We start from the raw sequence: 18,131 nt of genomic DNA on the forward strand, positions 1-18,131 counted from the left end.
GCGCGGTGCAGCATGGCGCTGAAGCTGCGCGACCTCACCCGGTGGAGCGCCGCGCCGGCGAAGGACGTCGAGACGGCCACCAGTCCGAAGCTCAACCTGCTGCGCGGGCTGGCCGCCCGCGCCACGACACCGCTGCTGCCCGACGACTACCTCAAGTTGGTCAACCCGCTGTGGTCGGCGCGCGAACTCCGTGGCGAGGTCATCGACGTGCGGCGGGAGACCGAGGACTCCGCGACCGTCACCATCAAACCCGGTTGGGGCTTCTCCGGGGACTACCGCCCGGGCCAGTACGTGGGCATCGGGCTGCGGATCGACGGCCGGTGGCACTGGCGGTCGTATTCGCTGACGTCGGTCCCGGAGCGCGACGAGAAGCTGATCTCGATCACGGTCAAGGCCACCCCGGAGGGCTTCCTCTCGACCCACCTCGTCAACGGCGTGAAACCCGGAACGATCGTTCGCTTGGCCTCGCCGAAGGGTGACTTCGCCCTCCCCGATCCGCCGCCGGCCAAACTGCTCCTGGTGACCGCGGGCAGCGGCATCACCCCCGTGATGGCGATGCTGCGCTCCATGGCCCAGCGCGGCCAGACACCCGACGTGGTGCACATCCACTCCGCCCCGTCGGCGCAGGACGTGATCTTCCACGACGAGCTGCAGACGCTGAACGACGGCGACACCGACTACGTCCTGCGGCTGCACCTCACCGATGACCGGGGCCATCTCGACTTCGAGACCGAGCTGGACGAGCTGGTGCCCGACTGGCGGGACCGCCCGACGTGGGCGTGCGGACCACCCGCCATGCTCGACGCGATCGAGAAGGTCTGGACCGACGCAGGCGTCCCCGAGGATCGACTGCACATGGAGCGCTTCGTCATCGCCAGAACCGACAAGGGCGGTGAGGGAGGCACCGTCACGTTCGCGCTGTCGGACAAGACGGTCGAGGCCGACGGCGCCACGTCACTGCTCGAGGCCGGTGAGCAGGCCGGCATTCAGATGCCGTTCGGCTGCCGGATGGGAATCTGCCAAAGTTGCGTGCTGCCACTGGAATCGGGCCACGTTCGCGACTTCCGGTCCGGTGCCGAACACGGCCCGGGCGACCGCATCCAGACCTGCATCTCCGCCGCATCCGGCGACTGCACCCTCAACGTCTAGGGAGAATCAGCATGGCCATCACCGACATCAAGGAATACGCCCATCTCACCCCCGAGGACGTCGAGCAGCTCGCTCGCGAACTCGACGACATCCGCACCGACGTCGAGGAGTCCCGCGGCGAACGGGACGCCCGCTACATCCGGCGGGCCATCCAGCTGCAGCGGGGCCTCGCCGCGGGCGGGCGGGTCGCGCTGTTCGCCAGTCACCGCAGGATCCCGCGGGTGCTCGGCACGGGAATGTTGGCTGCCGCCAAGATCATCGAGAACATGGAGCTGGGGCACAACATCACCCACGGTCAGTGGGACTGGATGAACGATCCGGAGATCCATTCCACGGAGTGGGAGTGGGACACCACCTCGCCGACCGAGCACTGGAAGAAGTCGCACAACTTCATCCATCACAAGTACACCAACGTCGTCGGCCTCGACGACGACATCGGTTACGGCATCATGCGTCTCACGCGCGATCAGCGCTGGGAGAAGTGGATGATCTTCAACCCCGTCATCAACCTGACGCTGGGCACGCTCTTCGAGTGGGGTGTCGCGCTGCACGGCGTGGAGACCACCAAGTACCGCAAGGGCGACAAGTCGCTGGCCGAGGTCCGCAAGGACCTCAGGATCATCGGGCGCAAGGTCGGCAAGCAGGTGGGCAAGGACTACGTGGTGTTCCCCGCGCTCGCCGGGCGCAACTGGAAGTCGACGCTGAAGGCCAACGCCGTCGCGAACCTGATCCGCAACTACTGGTCGTATGCGGTGATCTTCTGTGGGCACTTCCCCGACGGTGCCGAGAAGTTCACCCGCGACGAGTTCGAGACCGAGACGCACGCCGAGTGGTATCTGCGTCAGATGTTGGGCTCGGCCAACTTTCACGCCGGTCCGGTGATGGCGTTCATGAGCGGCAACCTCTGCTACCAGATCGAGCACCACCTGTTCCCCGACCTGCCGAGCAACCGGTACGCCGAGATCAGCGAGCGGGTGCGGGCGCTGTGCGACAAGTACGACCTGCCCTACACCACCGGCTCGCTGGCGCGGCAGTACTCGCAGTCGTTCTGGACGATCGCGAAGCTGGCACTGCCCGACAAGCTGCTCAAGGCGACGTCCGACGATGCGCCGGAGACCAACTCCGAGTTGAAGTTCCGCATCCGCGAGGGCGTATGCGAGAGCTTCGGCGTCGATCCGGAGACGGGCAAGCGCCGCGGTCTGCGAACCGCGCTGCGGGAACTGCAGACGGCGGGCGTCGCCACGGCGTAGCCACCGAACGCGAAACGAGGACCGGCCCCTGGGGGTCGGTCCTCGTTCCGGGTGGGGTCAGCGCATGCGGGTCGAGTTGCGGTTGCCGACGCGGGTCCAGATCAGCAGGACGATGACGGCGCCGATGACCGAGCCGATGAGACCGGAGGGCTGCAGGAAGCCGTGGGCGGCGTCCTTGTGGAAGATGAGGTAGCCGAGGAAGCCGCCGACGAACGAGCCGACGATGCCGAGGACGATGGTCATCAGGATGGACATGCTCTGCTTGCCTGGAATGATCAGACGAGCGAGCGCTCCGGCGATGAGACCGACGACGACGATGCCGATGATGAGTCCGAGCATGATGTGGATCCTTCCGATGGGGGCGCCGGGATGGCGCTGGTGACCGGTGCGGGTGCCCGATGCTGGTATCAGTTCACACGCCCCGCAGGGGTGTCCGGTACACCCCTAGGGAGGGAACTGCGCCGCCGAGCGGACGGCACCGACGCTGGCCGTCGTGACCAGGGCGATGGCGATGCAGTCCAGGACCGTGAGGCGCTGCCGAAGGATCAGCCACCCCGCGAGCACGGCGACGACGGGGGACAGGCAGGTCAGCACCGCGAACGTGCCGGGTGCCAGCGTGCGCAGCGACCACAGTTCCAGCGAGTAGGGGATGACCGAGCTCAGGAGCCCGACGCCGACGGCCAGCGCGCCCACGTGCCAGTGCGCGACCACGGACGTCGCAAGTGAGCCCGCCGCGATCGGCGCGAGGAGTAGCGCACCGACGAACGTGGCGATCGCGAGCGCGTCCAGCCGGGGGAACACCCGCACCGCGCGCGACGTCGCCACGATGTAGCAGGCCCAGCCGACCGCGGCCGCCGCGGCGAAGGCGACCCCGGCGCCGTCGAGATGACCGACCTGGGTGGGCGTGACGCCGAGGGCGGCGATGCCGGCGAAGGCGAGCACCGCCCACGCCCACCCCGTCCACCGGCGGCTCAGCGCGACGGACAGCAGCAGCGGTCCAAGCACCTCGATGGTCACCGCGATTCCGAGTGGGATGCGTGAGATCGCCTCGTAGAAGCAGAGATTCATGACCATCAGGGCGGCGGCCAACGCCAGCGCGGCCCCCCAGGCGCGACGACCGAGGCCGCGGACGCGCGGCCGAACGGCCACGCACAGCACCACCCCGGCGACACCGGTCCGCGCCAGTGTCGCACCGGCGGGGCCCAGCGCGGCGAACAGCCCGACGGCGAACGCCGCGCCGATCTCCTGCGACGCCGCGGCGGCCAGCACCAGCAGGGCGGGACCGACGGGCGGCCCGTGCCGGGAGGGCACCGGAGGAGTCACGTCCGGCGCCTAGGTGATGGTGACCCCGCCGTCGACGGCAATGGTCTGGCCCGTGACGTAGCCCGCGGCGGGGGAGGCCAGCCAGACCAGGGTGGCGGCGAGTTCGGTGGGATCGCCCATCCGCGGCAGCACGAACCGGCCGCTCAGCGATTCGAGGTATCCGGGCTGATACTGGTCGGTCATCTCGGACTTGAAGAAGCCCGGTGCGATCGCGTTGACGCGGATGCCCTTGCGGGACCCCCACTGCTGGGCGAGATCTCGGGTCAATCCGACGATCGCCGCCTTGCTGGCGCTGTAGGCCGCCTGCGGCAGGCCGGCCGTCGTCAGGCCGAGGATGCTGGAGATGTTGACGATCGAACTGCCCGGCGCCATCACCTTCGCGCACGCCTGCGCCGCCCAGTAGGAGCCGTGCAGGTTGATGTCGACGACGGCCCGGAACTCCTCGGGCGTCTCGCGTGTCGCGGGGACCGCGGTGCCGATGCCGGCGTTGTTGACCAGGACGTCGACCCTGCCGAACTCCTCGATCGCCGCGTCCACCATGGCCTGACACTGCTCGGGGTCGACCACGTCGGTGCGGACCGTCAGCGCCCGGCCGCCCGCCGCGGTCACCAATCCGGCTGTGTCACCGAGCTTTTCGACGCGGCGGGCGGCCAGCACGACGTCGGCCCCGGCCTCGGCGCAGGCTTGGGCGAACGCCACGCCCAGACCGGACGACGCCCCGGTGACGATGACGACCTTGCCGTCGAGGCGGAACAGATCCATCAGGGCCATGTCAGAACCCCGGGCTTTCGATGACCGTCATGGCTGTCTTTGTACCCCGCGGACGGTTCGCGCCGTCGACCGACCACGGCTGCTGACGAAATCCTCAACGATGAGGAATTCGACTAGCATGGGGCGATGGCTGCCGAGACCCTCGTCGACGTACACGCCCACTATCTGACCGACCACTACGTCGCGGCGGCCACGGCTGCCGGCGTCGTGCATCCCGACGGCATGCCCGGCTGGCCCAGCTGGTCGGTCGACGACCACCTCGCGCTGATGGAGGAGACGCGCACCGGCACGGCGATCCTGTCGATCTCCTCGCCCGGCGTGCACTTCGGCGACGACGACGCGGCGACCGAATTGGCGCGCCACGTCAACGAATTCGCGGCGACCGTGGTCGCGGAGCACGGTGACCGCTTCGGGTTCTTCGCCTCGATCCCGCTGCCGTGCGTCCCCGCCGCCGTCGACGAGGCCGTCCACGCGATGGACCGACTCGGGGCCCGCGGCGTGGTCCTGATGAGCAACGCCCGCGGCGCGTACCTCGGCGACCCCGGCCTCGATCCACTGTGGGAGGAGTTGAATCGGCGCCACGCCATCGTCTTCGAACACCCGACGTCGCCACCGGGCGTCGACGCGGTGGCCCTCGGCAGGCCGCGGCCGATGCTGGAGTTCATGTTCGAGACCACCAGGACGGTGACCGACCTGATGTTCGCGGGCGTCCCCGAGCGCTACCCGGACATCGACTTCGTCATTCCGCACTGCGGGGCGACGCTGCCGGTCGTGGCCGACCGCATCGAACTCTTCCGCAGTCTGCTCCCCGGTTCCCACGGGCGGCCCGCGTCGACGCTTACGACACGTCAACAGCTGCAACGTCTTTGGTTCGACCTGGCGGGCACGCCGTTCCCGGCGGCCGCCGCGGCACTGGTCGACGTCGTCGGCACCGACCGATTGCTCTACGGCAGCGACTACTGCTGGACGCCCGCGGTGATGGCGGCCCAGCAGGCCGCCGCGCTGGACGGGCAGGAGATCGACTGGCGAGCCCTCGTGTCGGCCAACGCTGCCCGCCTGCTCGGGTAGGCGCACGAGCCTGAGCAAACCCGCGGCGGAGCCCACCAGCCCGCAGTAGACTTTGCTGATGGAATCGACGGCGCCGATGGGCGAGGTCTTCGGCGACATCGCGGCCAGCCTCGGTCGCGGCGGGTGGGTCGTGACCCTCGCCTCGCTGCTGGCGATCGTCGCGGCGGGCGCCGCCGCGGGCACGGTCCGCCGGCTGGTCCGCCGCTCGACTCCCGAGATGATCGTGCTGCTGAACCGGTCGGCGGCGTTCTACGGCCGCTGGCCCGGTGACCGGCTGTCCAGCGCCCCGCCCGCCGAGGTGGCGGCCGAGGTGGCGCGGTGCCGCCGCCTCGTCGCATTGCTGGAGGCGCGCACCCCGGCCGGTGGCGACGGTGCCGCCAGCGGTGCGATGGACGGCCTGCGAGCGTGGATTGCGCTGTTGTCCAAGCGAATCGACGACGGCGCCCGCATGCCGTCCGGCCCGGCCTACGCCTAGAGCGCACGACTCGTCACCGGGCGTCGAGGAATTCCCCGGGGCGTGCGGGTGTTCCTCAGGCCAACACCGGAGAGGGAGCCGAGTCGATGAGCCAGCGGCCACTGCACTTCAACGCCTTCATCTGGCCCAACGGCTATCACGAATCGGCCTGGCGCGTCGTCGACGACCCGGTCGAGAACGTCCTCGGCCTGCCCTACTACGCCGACATCGCGAGGACCGCCGAGCGCGGCCTGCTGGACTCGATCTTCCTGGCCGACAACATCGCCATCGCCGAGTACCGGGCGACGCACCTGCCGCAGACCCAGTTCGACCCCATCTCGGTGTTGTCGGCGCTGGCCGCGGTCACCGACCACATCGGCCTGATCGGGACGGGATCCACGACGTACAACCAGCCGTGGGAATTGGCCCGTCGGTTTGCCACGCTAGATCACCTCAGCGGTGGCAGGGCAGGGTGGAACATCGTCACGACGGTGACGCCGCTGGCGGCGGCCAACTTCGGCGAGACCAGCCATCCCGACCACGCCGACCGCTACGCCAGAGCCCAGGAGTTCGTCGACGTCGCCACCCGCGTCTGGGACAGCTGGGCTGACGACGCCGTCGTCGGCGACCGCGCGAGGGGGGTGTGGGCGGAGCGCAGCAGGCTGCGGGCGCCCCGCTTCCACGGCGAGTTCTACGACGTCGACGGGGTGCAGCCGTTCCCCCGCTCACCCCAGGGGCGTCCGGTGCTGGTGCTGGCGGGGCAGTCGAGCGCGGGGATCCGGCTCGCCGCACGCTACGCCGAGATGGCGTTCTCCGGTCCGCCGTCGCTGGAGGCGGCGGTGGCCTTCCGGACCGACCTGCACGCCCAGGCCGCCGCATTCGGACGCCACCCCGACGAGGTGCTGGTGCTGCCCGCCCTGATGGTGACCCTGGGCGGCACCGAGGCCGAGGCCACGGCGAAGGCCCGTCGGTTGGAGGACCTCGCGAGCGCCGAATTCCGTTGGCAGAACGCGCTGTATACGGCCGGTCTGGACCCCGACGGGTTCGACCCCGACGCGCCGCTGCCCGCGCGCCTGTGGGCCGAGCCGTCGCCGTCGACGCGCGCCGATCAGCTCTACGCGGCCGCGCGGGCCCGCCCGGAGGCGTCGCTGCGCGACGTCGCCCGGCACGTGATGGGCGGGGCTGGGCAGACGCACTTCGTCGGGACGCCGGAGCAGCTGGCCGACCACGTCATCGCCTGGCAGGACGCCGGCGCCGTCGACGGATTCACGATCATGGGGTCGACGCTGCCCTACGAGCTGACGGCCTTCGTCGACCATGTCGTGCCGATACTGCAGCGCCGCAACCGCTTTCGCACCGAGTACGTCGGCTCCACGCTGCGTGATGAGCTCGGGCTGTCCCGGCCGGCCGCGGGGTGAGAGCCCCGTGGCGCGACGCGTTCCCGCTCGCGCGGGAGATCGTCATGCTGAACCACGCGTCCTACGGTCTGGCGCCCACCGCGATGCTGGAACACTGCGCCGCGCTGCGGGCCGAGCTCGAACGCGATCCGAACACGACCCTCGGCGACGCCCTCCTGGTGCGGCTGCGCGGTGTGGTCGACGCTGTGGCCCGTGAGCTCGGGTGGCCCGCCGAGTGCTGTGCGCTGACGACGAGTGCGACCGCGGGCGCGGCGGCCGTGCAGCGTTCGGTGGCCCTCGGCCCCGGGGACACCGTCGTGGTCCTCGACTGCGAGTACTCCTCGGTCATCCGTGGGTGGCGGCGACGCTGCGATGAGGTCGGCGCGACGCTGACCGTCGTCCCGGTGCGGCTGCCGTTCGACGACGCCGGCGAGCTGCTCGACGAGATGTCCTGTCGTGCACCGGATTCGGTGGCCGTGCTGCAGTTCAGCGCCATCACCTCGTCGGCGGCGCTGCGGCTCCCCGTCGCCGAGCTCGCGGCGTGGGGACGCCGGCGCGGGGCCACGGTGGTGGTCGACGCCGCGCACGGCCCCTTCCACGTCGGACTCGACTGGTGGCGCGACGTCGACGTCGTATTCGGCACGCTGCACAAGTGGCTGCCGGTGCCGCGGTCGGTGGGGATCGTGTACGGCGCGGTGCCGCTGTACCCGGCCGAGACGTCGCTGACCTTCGACGAGGCGTGCCCCGCCGACCGGTTCGGGTGGCCGGGCACCTTCGACCCCGCGTCGCGGCTGGCCCTACCCGAGGCCATCGCGCTGCACCGTACGTGGCAGGCGGCGGGGCTGTTCGCCGAGTGCGCGGACCTCGCAGACCACGCGAGTGACGCACTGGAAGCCGTCGGGGCCGTCCCGACGGCGGCCGTCGGGTTCCGGCCGCCGCGGCTGCGGTCCTTCCTGCTGCCGGGCGTCGACCTCGACGCGCTGCGACGACGGCTCATCGACGCCGACATTCGGGCGTGGACGGGCCGCTACGACGCCTCGACCGCACTGGTTCGCGTCGCCACCCACGTGTACAACGACCAGCGCGACGTCGACGCCCTGGTGCGGGTCGTCGGCGCGGGGAGGTGAGCGATGGACCCTCCGCCGACGGGCTGGCGGCCCGACCCCACCGGCCGCCACGAGGGTCGCTACTACGTCACCGGACGGCCCACCAACAGGGTCCGCAACGGACGGTCGCAGACCACCGACGAGGTCGGCGGCCGGATGCTGCCCCAGTACGTCGAGGTGTCCGCCCCCGGCCGCCACAGCGTCCGGTCGTCATGGCTCGGCACCGGTGCGTTGACGGTCATCGTCGTCCTGGTGGCCGGCATGGTGTGGGTCCTGCAGCATCCGCACCGCGACCAGGCCGCCTCGCCCGAGGCGACGTATCTGTCCGTCCTGCGCGACGCCGGCTGGGCGGGCGCCTTCTCCTCCGACGACGACGCGCTGGCCCACGGCCGACGGGTCTGCGCCCAACTCGAGGCCGGCGGTCCGCAACAGGGCCTGCCCGCCGACAAGATCGCCGTCGACCAGTTCTGCCCGCGTTTCTCCGATAATTTCCACGTCCTCGAAACGACCACGGTCACAGGCACATTCGTCCTCATCGATGCGCTGGACCGGACGGGCATCAGCTCGATCGCCACCGACGGCGCGACGTGCCGGGGCAGCGACGGGTTCTCCGACATCGGACGCGACACCAGGGTGATCGTGAAGAACGGAACGGGCGAGACACTGGCCACCACCGCACTGGGCGACGGCCACCCCGCCCCGGGGTCGTGCACGTTCGCGTTCACGTTTCCGATCACCGAGGGACAGGAGCGGTACGTCGTGTCGGTCAGTCACCGCGGCGAGTTCACCTACGGCTTCGACCAACTGCAGCACGCCGGCGTCCACATCCGGCTGGGTGGCTAGGCGCCGCGGCAGCCCTCGCGGCGCAGCTCGTCGGCCGCGAACTCCAACTCCCGCAGCGCGCGCGGCGACATGCCGATCGTGCGGGCGGCGATGCGGCGTACGCCCTCGTCACGGGCGATGTCCAGCCAGTCGAGTTCCTTCGTCATCGCGGCGTAGTACTGGTCGTCGGTGAAGTAGGCCGGTTCGACGCCGAAGAACATGGCCAGGGCGGCCATGGTGGCACTCGACGGGTTCGTGCGGGTGCCCGCCCGCAGCTGGGAGAGGTAGGGCCCGGAGATCTTGACGCCCGCGGCCTTGAGCGCGGCGACGACCTCCGTCCCCTTGTACGGCTCGCGCAGCGGCGGATACACCGTGTCGAACAGCCGATTCAATCGTGCGGCGAATGTCGTCATCCCTGAAAAGCCCCCCGTCGTCGCGACGCGGTCCCCACCGCGGCCGCCAAGCGGCGACAGTGTTCCCGCTGTGCGTCGACTCCAAACCCGCTAGCCGACGAGCCGCAGGGGCAGTCGCTCGTGGCGCCGGATGATGTTGTTGATCGCCCAGGTCGGCGGACCGGTGACCTCGATGTGCTCCACCCGCTCGACGAGAGCCCGCAGTATCGCGGTGGTCTCCAGCCGGGCCAGGCCCTGACCCGCACAGGCGTGCGCGCCCTGGCCGAAGCCCAGGTGGCGGGTGGCGTCGCGGCCGATGTCGAAGGTGCCCGGGTCGTCCCATTCTCGCTCGTCGCGGTTGGCCGAGGCGTAGACCACCAGGACCCTCGCGCCGGCGGGTATCGACGTCGAACCGATCTGACTGTCCCGCAGCGCCTTTCGCGAGAAGGCCCGCAGCGGTGACTCGTAGCGGACCACCTCGTTGACCGCGTTGGACAGCAGCGTCGGATCGTCGCGCAGCCGCTGCCACTGCTCGGGATGGGTGCCGAACAGGTACAGCGCATGCGAGATCGCGCTGATCGTGGTGTCCAGCGACGGTGCGATGTAGTCGACCATCAGCGGCGAGCACTCGTCGTGGGAGAGCTTGCCCTCGTCGGCGGCGAGCAGGACGTCGTGCCCGAGGCTGCCCTCGAGCATCGCGCGTTCGCGCACCACCCGGCGGGCGAACCGCAGCATCCGCAGGGCGCCCGGCAGTGCCCGCAGCGACTGCACGTTCACCGGACCCAGCACGTCGAACGTCGCTCCACCCCAGGGCAGGAGGTGATCGCGTTGATCGCGGGGCCAGCCGACGAGGTCGGGCACCACGGCCATCGGCAGCGCCATCGCGAGGTCGGCCACCCCGTCGATCGCCCCCTTGGCGAGCGCGGCGTCGACGACGGCCGCGGCCTGCGCGTCGACGCTCTCGCCGATGGCCCGCAGCGCGCGCGGCAGCATCCGATGCGCGACGAGCTTGCGTCGCCGATCATGTTCGGCGCCATCGCTGTTGAGGGTGGTCCCGCGGGACATCCAGTTGATGATGGGGTTGAGCGCCACCCCCTGGCCGGAGATGAACCCCTCGTCGTCGCGGAGGACGGCCTTGCACTCGGCGAAGCGCGGCAGCGCGTAGACCCGTTGGCGGGGGAGCCAGACCACCTCGCCCATCTCGCGCATGCGCGTGTAGTGCGGGTAGGGGTCGATGATCGCGTCGGTGCGGTAGACGTTGGGGCGGTAGACGGGGACGCCGCGGTGGGTCGTCCTCACGAGACGGGCTCCGTCGTCCGCAGCGTCGTGGAGGCGGGCAGCGCGTCGCACAGGGCGGCGACGTCGCGGCCGGCCGCCAGCACGGTGCGATCGGGCCGGACGATGGCCGCCTTCGCACGTCCGCGCCGAAGCCACGCCGCCAGTTCGGAGTTCGGCGCGACGACGTGGACCGCCGCTCCACGGTGCGTGGCGCGGGCGGGGGGTGCGACGGTCGTGACGAGACCGAACCCGAGGCCCAGTTCGGCGTCGAGCCGCGTGCCGTCGGCGCCGAGCGGATTGGGGCACAGCGTGCCCGCCAGGTCCCACGGCAATCGGGACCGCCGCACCAGTGCGGTGCGGTGCAGGGCGGGGGTCCTGCCGTCCAGCACCTTGGAGGTCAATCCGGGGAGCCGGCTCAGCCGCGGCAGGACGGCCCTGCGCACGCGACTGCCGAGCGCGCCACCGGAGGTCATCAGTCGACCGACGACGAGGGCTAGTCGAATCATGCTGCGGGCGTGCGGCTTTCGCTCCTGTTCGTAGCTGTCGAGTACGCCGTCGGCCAGGGTGCCGCGCAGCACGCCCGCCAGCTTCCACGTCAGGTTCGCCGCGTCGCGCACGCCGGCGCCCATGCCCTGACCGATGAAGGGCGGGGTCAGATGAGCGGCGTCCCCGAGCAGGAAGACCCGGCCGCGCCGCCAACGGTCCGCCAGTTGCGCACGAAAGGTGTACTCCGCCACCCGGACGATCTCGAGGTCACCGGCGTCGACGCGGCCGACCCACGGCGCGATGAGCGGGCCGAGACGGTCCAGCGTGCCGAAGTCCGCGGCCGCCTCGTCGTCGTGCAGCCGGAACTCCCAGCGGTAGCGGGTGTCACCGATCCGCATGTAGGTGCCCGCCCGGTTCGGGTCGCACACCTGGTGCACGCCCTCCCACTGGGCGAGGTCCGCCGAGGTGGCGACGTCGACGACGAGCCACCGCTGCGCGAACCCGAGGTCGACCATGCGGGAACCGATGCGGCTGCGGGTCAGGCTGTTGGCGCCGTCGCAGCCCAGCACGTAGTCGGCGGTGACGGTCCGGTCCTTGCCGCCGGCCCGATTGGCATAGGTCACCCGGACGCGGCCGGCGGGGTCCTCTACGACGTCGGTGACCTCGACCTCGCCGCGCAACTCGGCCTCCGGATGGTGGGTCAGGTTGGCCCGCAGCAGGGCCTCCAGGTCGGGTTGGTCGAACATGTTGGCCTGCGGAAAGCCGTTGCGGCTCAACGTCGTATCGCGGGCGAACTCCACCAGGGTGGCCATGGTGGCATCGAGCAGCCGCAGTCCGAGGGCGGGGCGCGAAATCGCGGCGAACCCGTCGGCGACGCCCAGGCGCGCGAGGATGCGGTAGACCTCGTCGTCGAGGTGCACCGCGCGCGGCTGCGGGTAGACCCGCGACCAGCGGTCGAGGATCAGCGAGCGGACGCCGTACTGGGCCAGCAGCGTGGCGGCCGTGACGCCGGTCGGTCCGGCGCCGATGACGACCACCGGTACGTGCTCGGTGCTCATGCGTACCGGACCACCGTTCGCTGGGTGCCGAGGTCGATCGCCCCGTCGTCGGTCGCCACGCTAGCCGCCACGACGTCGCCGTCGGCGAGGTACTTGGCGTTCCTCGACTGGCTCCTGAAGAACGCCTTCCACTTCAGCGCGGGCGGGAGCAGTTGCCCGATGATCTCGACGGGCTTGGGCGGTGCGCTCAGCGCGGTGCCCGCGGGGGTTCCGGTGAGGAGCAGGTCGCCGACGTCCATGCGCTGAAAGCGCGTCAGCTCCCGAAGGGTGCGCACCGGTCGGTAGATCATGTCGCCGGCCACGACGGAGTCCTGCCGCACCTCGCCGTTCACGCTCAACCGCAGACGCAGATCGCCGAGGCGGCGCAACTCGGCGGCCTCCAGCAGCACCAGGAACGGCCCCACGGGGGTGAAGGTGGGATATGACTTCGACTCGTAGAACTGGGTTTTCGGCAGCTGCACGTCGCGGGCGGACACGTCGTTGGTGACGACGAGACCCGCGACGACGTCGGCGAGGTTCGCGTCGGTGACGTCCGAGCCGACCGGAAGCTCCCTGCCGATGACGAGCCCGATCTCGACCTCGTAGTCGAGGAACCGGACGTGCGCGGGCTTGACGACGTCGGCGGTCGGACCGCTGATCGACCCGGATGCCTTGCGAAAGAACGTCAACGGCACCGTGGCGGGATCCATGCCCGCGTCCTTGACGTGTGACGCGAAGTTGGTCATCTGGGCGACGACGCGGCACGGCGCGGTCACCGGCGAGACCAGCGCCAGGCTCTCGACGGGGACGCCACCGTCGCGGCCGCGGGCCGCCTCGATGGCGGCGCGATCCCCGAGCAGCTCCGCGGTGGTGGCGGCGTCGGTGTCGATTGGCACCGCGCCGGAGTCGGTGCTGACGTACCAGGCGTCGGCGGTGCGGAGGACGGTGATGGTCACGAGCTGGCTACCTTCAGTAGGCCGCCGAGGCGGGAGAGGGTGAATTCGTTGTCGCGGTCGCGGACCGCGGCCGCCATCGACCGCAGTTCGTCGAGGGCCTCCGGGCCCGGCGTGATGCCGAGGAAGTCCTTGGTCACCGGCGGCCCCCACTGCGCCAGCCCCGACGCGGTGAACGCCGCCCAGCCCGGTTCGAGGGTGCAGTCGAACATGTCGCCGTCGGTGAAGTGCTCGACGAGGAAACCGTCCGGATCGCGCCAGTAGTCGAAGATCTGGCTGCCCTGGACGTGCCGGCCGATGCCCCACGAGCGCCGGTATCCGCGCTCCCGCAGGTACTCTCCGCCTGCGGCCAGCGCATCGAGGTCGGCGACCTCGTATGCGGAGTGGACGTACCGGGTGCGCGGGCCGAGTGCGAGGGCGAGCGTGTGGTGGTCGGCGGGCGTGGCACCGCGGTCGCAGCGGATGAAGCTCATCGCCGGGCCCTGGTCGCGCTGACCGGGGAAGTAGAGGAAGTCGCTGACGATCATGCCGAGGGTGTCCAGGTACCAGTTCAGCGCGGCCCGGTACCTGGTGCTCTGCAGGACGACGTGGCCGAGCCGCTGCACCCGCGCGGGCATCCTGGGCGGACGCTGAGTGGCGTTGGCGCGCAACGTCTCTCGACCCATGTTGTAGACGTGCGGTGTCTGGGCGGGCAGCGGCACCCCGTCGTGCAGGCCCGCGACGACCCGGACCGGGATGCCGCTGGGGTCGACCAGGTCGACGGCGATGCCGCCGATGTCCTCCGGCAGGGGTGTGGGCGTCGCGCCCATGGCGTCGGCCACGGTCAGCACGTCGATCTCGTCGTGGGCGGTGAACGCGCAGCCGACGAAACGGGACCGGGGGCCCTTGCGCGCGATGAGGCAGGGTCCCGCCGAGTTGGTGCCCCGCAGCCGGAGCTCGTCGTCGGTCCGCAGCGCCGTCGCGAAGCCGAAGGCGTGGGCGAAGGCCTCGGCGCGGACGAGGTCGGGCTTCTCGAACTCGAGCCAGGCGATGTCGCGGACCTTGATGATGGGCTGGCGGGACCGGTGGCGGTGTTCGCCCGGGCGGGCGCCCTGCTCGCTGTGCAGGTCCCGATGTGCGTCGACGGTGTGGCTCACCGCGCCTCCTCTCAACGTGCTGACGAAATCGTCACATACGCCGCTATCCTCAGTCAAGCAATCTGACGAAATCCTCAGATCCGACGATCGCGCTAAGATCGTCCGGTCATCGCCGGAGAGGACCGCCCATGGCCGTCGAGCAGGACCCGCCCAACCGCGTGGCGCGCCGCAAACAACGCACCCGTGCGGCGCTCATCGCCGCGGCGCAGTCCTTCATCGCGGCCGGCAAGCTCAACGTCCCCGTGCTGGAGATCACCCAGGCGGCCGACGTCGGCATGGGGTCGTTCTACAACCACTTCGACAGCAAGGAAGAGCTGTTCGACGCGGCGCTGACCGAGGTGCTCGACGTCCACGGCGCGCTCCTCGACGATCTGACCGCGTCGCTCGACGACCCGGCCGAGGCGTTCGCCCGCAGCTTCCGCCTGACGGGTCGACTGTTCCGTCGGCGCCCGCAGGAGAGCAAAGTCCTTCTCGCGAGCGGACTTTCGCTGCTGAACTCCGATCGGGGCGTGGCGCCGCGGGCCCGGCGGGACGTGCAGGCGGGGATGGCGGCCGGCCGCTTCGAGGTCGCCGACCTGAGCTTGGCGATGGCGGTCGTCGGCGGTGCGCTGCTGGGGCTGGGGCAGCTGCTGCACGACGAACCGGATCGCGACGACGCCTCCGCCGCGGACGCCGTCACCGAACACGTCCTCAAGCTGCTGGGCATGCCGCCCGAGGAAGCGCGTCGGATCTGCGGGTTGCCGCTGCCCGACCTCGCGGCGTTCGGTCAGGCGGGTTCGGCGGCCTGACGCGGGCGGGCTACAGCGGGATGACGGTCTCGCTGTTGAGGGTTCGCCACATTCGCCGGCACGCGGAGCCGACGCGACGCCAGACGGCGCCGTGCGCAAGGGCGTCGATGAGGTCCTGGTCGGCGATGACGTAACCGCCGTCGAGACGGCGCCACCAACCCGCCAGCGACAGCTCGATGGCGGCCATCGTGGTGACGCGGCCGTGGGCGAGCGTGTCCAGGACGTCGTCGGCGATGAAGGCGCCCCGCGTGCTGTGCGCGAGGTGGTCGACGACGCGCACGTGCACCTCGAGCGCAGCGGGTGAGAGCACGGGCCGCGTCCGGGTGGCGCGCAACGCCTCGACCTCGGAGAACACCGACTTGTCGTCCATGCCACCACTGTAGGCGCAACACGGACGTAACACCGAATTTACACGGGGAAATTACCCCGATCGCTCTCGTCAGGCGGCGTGCGCGCGCGTGACGGTCGACGGGGTGACCGCGGTGACCGCCCTGCGGGCGAAGCCGTTCGGCAGCGACAGCGCGAAGACCTTCTTCCACGCCGAGGCCACCTGCCTGGGCAGCGAGCCGGTCGTGTAGGTCAGGCCGTAGCGCTCGAACAGCTCCTGAACCTTCGGGGCGATCTCCTGATAGCGGTTGCTCGGCAGGTCGGGGAACAGGTGGTGCTCGATCTGGAAGGACAGGTTGCCGGTCATGAAGTGCAGCAGGCGGCTGCCCGAGATGTTGGCCGAGCCCAGCATCTGCCGCAGATACCATTCGCCGCGGGTCTCGCCGTCGATCGAGCTGCGCTCGAAGGTCTGCACGCCCTCGGGGAAGTGCCCGCACATGATGACCGAGTGCGTCCACAGATTGCGCACGACGTTGGCGGTCAGGTTGGCCGTGAGCGTGGACACCGCCGACGGCCCCGACAGCAGCGGGTGCAGCAGGTAGTCCTTGGTGGCCTGCCTGCGGATCTTCGCGAGCACCCGCTTGCCCTTGGCGCGGAACTCCGCCTTGTCGGTGCGCCCCTTGAGGTACTTGCCGATCTGCAGGTCGTAGGCCGCGATGCCGTATTCGAACAGGCACGCGTTGAGGAAGTTCCACAGCGGCTGGGCGAGGTAGAACGGCACCCACTGCTGGTTCTCGTCGACGCGCATGATGCCGTAGCCGAGGTCGTGGTCCTTGCCGCGGACGTTCGTGTAGGTGTGGTGCACCTCGTTGTGGGAGTGCTTCCACATGTCGGCGGGCGAGGCGTTGTCCCACTCCCACGTGGTGGAGTGAATCTTGTTGTCGCGCATCCAGTCCCACTGACCGTGCATGACGTTGTGGCCGATCTCCATGTTCTCCACGATCTTCGAGATCGACAGGCCGAGGGTGCCGACGATCCACGCCGGCGGGAAGAGCGAGAAGAGCAGGATCGCCCGACTGCCGAGTTCGAGCTTGCGTTGGCCGTCGATCACCCTGCGGATGTAGGCGGCGTCGCGCTCACCGCGGCTGGCGATGACCTGCTCGCGGATCGCGTCGAGTTCGCGTCCGAGGTTCTCGATGTCCTCGGCGGTCAGGTGGGTGGTCGGATCGTTGGCGAGCTGAGTGGTCATGTCGAATCTCCTTGATCAGAGCGCGATGTCGCAGGGGCCCGCGGCGGCGGACACGCAGGTCTGGATGTGGACGTCGTCGCCGGGGGTGGCGGAGGTGAGGTCGCCGGTGCGCAGATCGCGTACGGCGCCCTGCCGCAGCGGGGCCACGCAGCCGAAGCAGATGCCCATCCGGCAGCCCGACGGCATGAGGACACCCGCGGCTTCGCCGGCGTCGAGCAGGGTTTGGGCGCCGGCGGCCTCGACGACGGTGCCCGAGGTCGAGAAGGTCACCTGGCCGCCGTCGCCGGCGCTGACGATGGTCGGTCGGAAGCGCTCGGTGTGCAGGAGGTCGGCGACACCGGCTGCCGCCCAACGGTTCTCGAGTGCGTCGAGCAGGCCCGCCGGGCCGCAGGCCCACGTCTGACGCTCGGCCAGATCGGTGACGAGCCCGTCGAGCTCGGCGACGTCGAGGACGCCGTCGGCGTCGGTGTGGCGCTCCAGCAGCCGAATCCGTCCCGTCCGGGCGAGCTGCCGGAGTTCGCCGCCGAAGATGACGTCCTCGGCGGTGGGTGCGGAGTGCACGACGACTATGTCTGACTCGGGGCCGGCGTCGGAGTTGGCGGTCATGTTGCGCAGCATGCCCATCACCGGGGTGATGCCGCTGCCCGCGGTGAGGAACAGGATCTTGGAAGGCGTCTGGTCGCCGAGGGTGAATTCGCCTGCGGCCTGGTCGAGTTGGACGATGGTGCCCACGGTGGCCCGGCGCACCAGGTGGTTGCTCACCGTGCCGTCCGGGATCGCCTTCACGGTGATCGCGATGGTGTTCTGGTCGGTCCGCGAGGTGAGGGAGTAGGCCCGCCACTGGCGGACGCCGTCGACGTCGACCCCGATGCGGACGTACTGCCCGGGGGTGTGGCCGCGCCAGCCGCGTCCCGGCCTGATGACCACCGACACGGCGTCGCGGGTCTCGGGGTGGATGGCGACGATGCGGCCGCGGAGGTCGGCGCCCGAGCGCAGGGGGTCGATGACGTCGAGGTAGTCGGCGGGCACCAGCGGCGTGGTCACGCGTTCGGCGAACTTGATGACCCGCGCCCGCAGCGCGTCGACCGTGGTCGGGCGGGGTGCTGTCGTTGTCATGTCTCCACTGTCGCCAAGACGGGGGTATA

19 protein-coding genes are annotated in these 18,131 nt (G+C 70.4%); 8 read left to right on the forward strand and 11 right to left on the reverse strand.

Going from position 1 to position 18,131, the window contains the following annotated elements; genetic code table 11:
* Positions 1-12 precede the first annotated feature (12 nt).
* The gene (locus tag G6N60_RS01810) at positions 13-1,149 is read left to right on the forward strand and encodes a ferredoxin reductase (protein WP_163731719.1); all 1,137 of its coding nucleotides are present in this window, start codon (positions 13-15) and stop codon (positions 1,147-1,149) included.
* Between the two features lie 11 nt (positions 1,150-1,160).
* A complete protein-coding gene (locus G6N60_RS01815; RefSeq protein ID WP_163731722.1) occupies positions 1,161-2,399 on the forward strand; it encodes a fatty acid desaturase family protein in 1,239 nt (412 codons plus the stop codon).
* 57 nt (positions 2,400-2,456) lie between these two features.
* Here the strand turns inward: G6N60_RS01815 and G6N60_RS01820 are convergent, their stop codons facing one another.
* The 3 genes from G6N60_RS01820 to G6N60_RS01830 all read right to left on the reverse strand — a co-directional run bounded on the left by G6N60_RS01820 (position 2,457) and on the right by G6N60_RS01830 (position 4,493).
* A complete protein-coding gene (locus G6N60_RS01820) occupies positions 2,457-2,738 on the reverse strand; it encodes a GlsB/YeaQ/YmgE family stress response membrane protein (protein ID WP_163731726.1) in 282 nt (93 codons plus the stop codon).
* A 105-nt stretch (positions 2,739-2,843) separates the two neighbouring features.
* Positions 2,844-3,722: an EamA family transporter gene (locus tag G6N60_RS01825; protein WP_246240195.1), complete on the reverse strand. Its 879-nt coding sequence runs from the start codon at positions 3,720-3,722 to the stop codon at positions 2,844-2,846.
* A 9-nt stretch (positions 3,723-3,731) separates the two neighbouring features.
* Complete coding sequence (locus tag G6N60_RS01830; RefSeq protein ID WP_163731729.1) at positions 3,732-4,493, reverse strand: SDR family NAD(P)-dependent oxidoreductase; 762 nt, start codon at positions 4,491-4,493, stop codon at positions 3,732-3,734.
* 126 nt (positions 4,494-4,619) lie between these two features.
* Between G6N60_RS01830 and G6N60_RS01835 the strand changes: the two genes are divergently transcribed.
* The 5 genes from G6N60_RS01835 to G6N60_RS01855 all read left to right on the forward strand — a co-directional run bounded on the left by G6N60_RS01835 (position 4,620) and on the right by G6N60_RS01855 (position 9,361).
* Complete coding sequence (locus G6N60_RS01835) at positions 4,620-5,561, forward strand: amidohydrolase family protein (RefSeq protein WP_163731732.1); 942 nt, start codon at positions 4,620-4,622, stop codon at positions 5,559-5,561.
* A 58-nt stretch (positions 5,562-5,619) separates the two neighbouring features.
* Complete coding sequence (locus tag G6N60_RS01840) at positions 5,620-6,036, forward strand: hypothetical protein (RefSeq protein WP_163731735.1); 417 nt, start codon at positions 5,620-5,622, stop codon at positions 6,034-6,036.
* An 86-nt stretch (positions 6,037-6,122) separates the two neighbouring features.
* Positions 6,123-7,433: an NtaA/DmoA family FMN-dependent monooxygenase gene (locus G6N60_RS01845; protein WP_163731738.1), complete on the forward strand. Its 1,311-nt coding sequence runs from the start codon at positions 6,123-6,125 to the stop codon at positions 7,431-7,433.
* A 44-nt stretch (positions 7,434-7,477) separates the two neighbouring features.
* Positions 7,478-8,539 (forward strand): aminotransferase class V-fold PLP-dependent enzyme, encoded by a 1,062-nt coding sequence (locus G6N60_RS01850; protein WP_163731742.1) that lies wholly within the window; start codon positions 7,478-7,480, stop codon positions 8,537-8,539.
* A 3-nt stretch (positions 8,540-8,542) separates the two neighbouring features.
* Positions 8,543-9,361 (forward strand): DUF732 domain-containing protein, encoded by an 819-nt coding sequence (locus G6N60_RS01855; RefSeq protein WP_163731745.1) that lies wholly within the window; start codon positions 8,543-8,545, stop codon positions 9,359-9,361.
* On the opposite strand, the gene G6N60_RS01860 is transcribed toward G6N60_RS01855, so the two are convergent.
* From G6N60_RS01860 to G6N60_RS01880, 5 genes are all read right to left on the reverse strand, one after another.
* The gene (locus tag G6N60_RS01860; protein ID WP_163731748.1) at positions 9,358-9,753 is read right to left on the reverse strand and encodes a transcriptional regulator; all 396 of its coding nucleotides are present in this window, start codon (positions 9,751-9,753) and stop codon (positions 9,358-9,360) included. The genes G6N60_RS01855 and G6N60_RS01860 overlap by 4 nt on opposite strands.
* A 90-nt stretch (positions 9,754-9,843) precedes the next feature.
* On the reverse strand, positions 9,844-11,031 hold the full coding sequence (locus G6N60_RS01865; RefSeq protein WP_246240199.1) for a cytochrome P450: 1,188 nt from the start codon (positions 11,029-11,031) through the stop codon (positions 9,844-9,846).
* Positions 11,028-12,554, reverse strand: a complete 1,527-nt coding sequence (mhpA, locus tag G6N60_RS01870) for a bifunctional 3-(3-hydroxy-phenyl)propionate/3-hydroxycinnamic acid hydroxylase MhpA (protein ID WP_163731751.1) — start codon at positions 12,552-12,554, stop codon at positions 11,028-11,030. The genes G6N60_RS01865 and mhpA overlap by 4 nt, the downstream gene beginning before the upstream one ends.
* Entirely contained in the window at positions 12,551-13,489 is a 939-nt protein-coding gene (locus G6N60_RS01875) for a fumarylacetoacetate hydrolase family protein (RefSeq protein WP_163731754.1), read from the reverse strand. The genes mhpA and G6N60_RS01875 overlap by 4 nt, the downstream gene beginning before the upstream one ends.
* Positions 13,486-14,622, reverse strand: coding sequence for a VOC family protein (locus G6N60_RS01880; RefSeq protein ID WP_163731757.1), 1,137 nt, complete (start codon positions 14,620-14,622; stop codon positions 13,486-13,488). Before G6N60_RS01880 ends, G6N60_RS01875 begins: the two co-directional genes overlap by 4 nt.
* A 128-nt stretch (positions 14,623-14,750) precedes the next feature.
* On the opposite strand from G6N60_RS01880, the gene G6N60_RS01885 reads away from it, so the two are divergent.
* Positions 14,751-15,410 (forward strand): TetR/AcrR family transcriptional regulator, encoded by a 660-nt coding sequence (locus G6N60_RS01885; protein WP_163731760.1) that lies wholly within the window; start codon positions 14,751-14,753, stop codon positions 15,408-15,410.
* 10 nt (positions 15,411-15,420) lie between these two features.
* On the opposite strand, the gene G6N60_RS01890 is transcribed toward G6N60_RS01885, so the two are convergent.
* From G6N60_RS01890 to G6N60_RS01900, 3 genes are all read right to left on the reverse strand, one after another.
* Positions 15,421-15,780 (reverse strand): hypothetical protein, encoded by a 360-nt coding sequence (locus G6N60_RS01890; RefSeq protein WP_163731763.1) that lies wholly within the window; start codon positions 15,778-15,780, stop codon positions 15,421-15,423.
* A 69-nt stretch (positions 15,781-15,849) separates the two neighbouring features.
* Positions 15,850-16,986 (reverse strand): fatty acid desaturase family protein, encoded by a 1,137-nt coding sequence (locus G6N60_RS01895; protein WP_163731766.1) that lies wholly within the window; start codon positions 16,984-16,986, stop codon positions 15,850-15,852.
* 15 nt (positions 16,987-17,001) lie between these two features.
* Complete coding sequence (locus tag G6N60_RS01900; RefSeq protein WP_163731769.1) at positions 17,002-18,102, reverse strand: ferredoxin reductase; 1,101 nt, start codon at positions 18,100-18,102, stop codon at positions 17,002-17,004.
* Positions 18,103-18,131: the final 29 nt, after the last annotated feature.

The sequence above is a fragment of the Mycolicibacterium madagascariense genome, assembly GCF_010729665.1.
GTDB classification, from domain to species: domain Bacteria; phylum Actinomycetota; class Actinomycetes; order Mycobacteriales; family Mycobacteriaceae; genus Mycobacterium; species Mycobacterium madagascariense.

Bases quoted from the DNA above. Each gene is read 5' to 3' on its own strand.
- G6N60_RS01855 (WP_163731745.1), top strand. From the start codon at position 8,543: ATGGACCCTCCGCCGACGGGCTGGCGGCCCGACCCCACCGGCCGCCAC.
- mhpA (WP_163731751.1), bottom strand. From the start codon at position 12,554: ATGAGCACCGAGCACGTACCGGTGGTCGTCATCGGCGCCGGACCGACC.
- G6N60_RS01835 (WP_163731732.1), top strand. From the start codon at position 4,620: ATGGCTGCCGAGACCCTCGTCGACGTACACGCCCACTATCTGACCGAC.
- G6N60_RS01840 (WP_163731735.1), top strand. From the start codon at position 5,620: ATGGAATCGACGGCGCCGATGGGCGAGGTCTTCGGCGACATCGCGGCC.
- G6N60_RS01815 (WP_163731722.1), top strand. From the start codon at position 1,161: ATGGCCATCACCGACATCAAGGAATACGCCCATCTCACCCCCGAGGAC.
- G6N60_RS01830 (WP_163731729.1), bottom strand. From the start codon at position 4,493: ATGGCCCTGATGGATCTGTTCCGCCTCGACGGCAAGGTCGTCATCGTC.
- G6N60_RS01885 (WP_163731760.1), top strand. From the start codon at position 14,751: ATGGCCGTCGAGCAGGACCCGCCCAACCGCGTGGCGCGCCGCAAACAA.
- G6N60_RS01860 (WP_163731748.1), bottom strand. From the start codon at position 9,753: ATGACGACATTCGCCGCACGATTGAATCGGCTGTTCGACACGGTGTAT.
- G6N60_RS01820 (WP_163731726.1), bottom strand. From the start codon at position 2,738: ATGCTCGGACTCATCATCGGCATCGTCGTCGTCGGTCTCATCGCCGGA.
- G6N60_RS01900 (WP_163731769.1), bottom strand. From the start codon at position 18,102: ATGACAACGACAGCACCCCGCCCGACCACGGTCGACGCGCTGCGGGCG.
- G6N60_RS01895 (WP_163731766.1), bottom strand. From the start codon at position 16,986: ATGACCACTCAGCTCGCCAACGATCCGACCACCCACCTGACCGCCGAG.
- G6N60_RS01890 (WP_163731763.1), bottom strand. From the start codon at position 15,780: ATGGACGACAAGTCGGTGTTCTCCGAGGTCGAGGCGTTGCGCGCCACC.
- G6N60_RS01850 (WP_163731742.1), top strand. From the start codon at position 7,478: ATGCTGAACCACGCGTCCTACGGTCTGGCGCCCACCGCGATGCTGGAA.
- G6N60_RS01845 (WP_163731738.1), top strand. From the start codon at position 6,123: ATGAGCCAGCGGCCACTGCACTTCAACGCCTTCATCTGGCCCAACGGC.
- G6N60_RS01810 (WP_163731719.1), top strand. From the start codon at position 13: ATGGCGCTGAAGCTGCGCGACCTCACCCGGTGGAGCGCCGCGCCGGCG.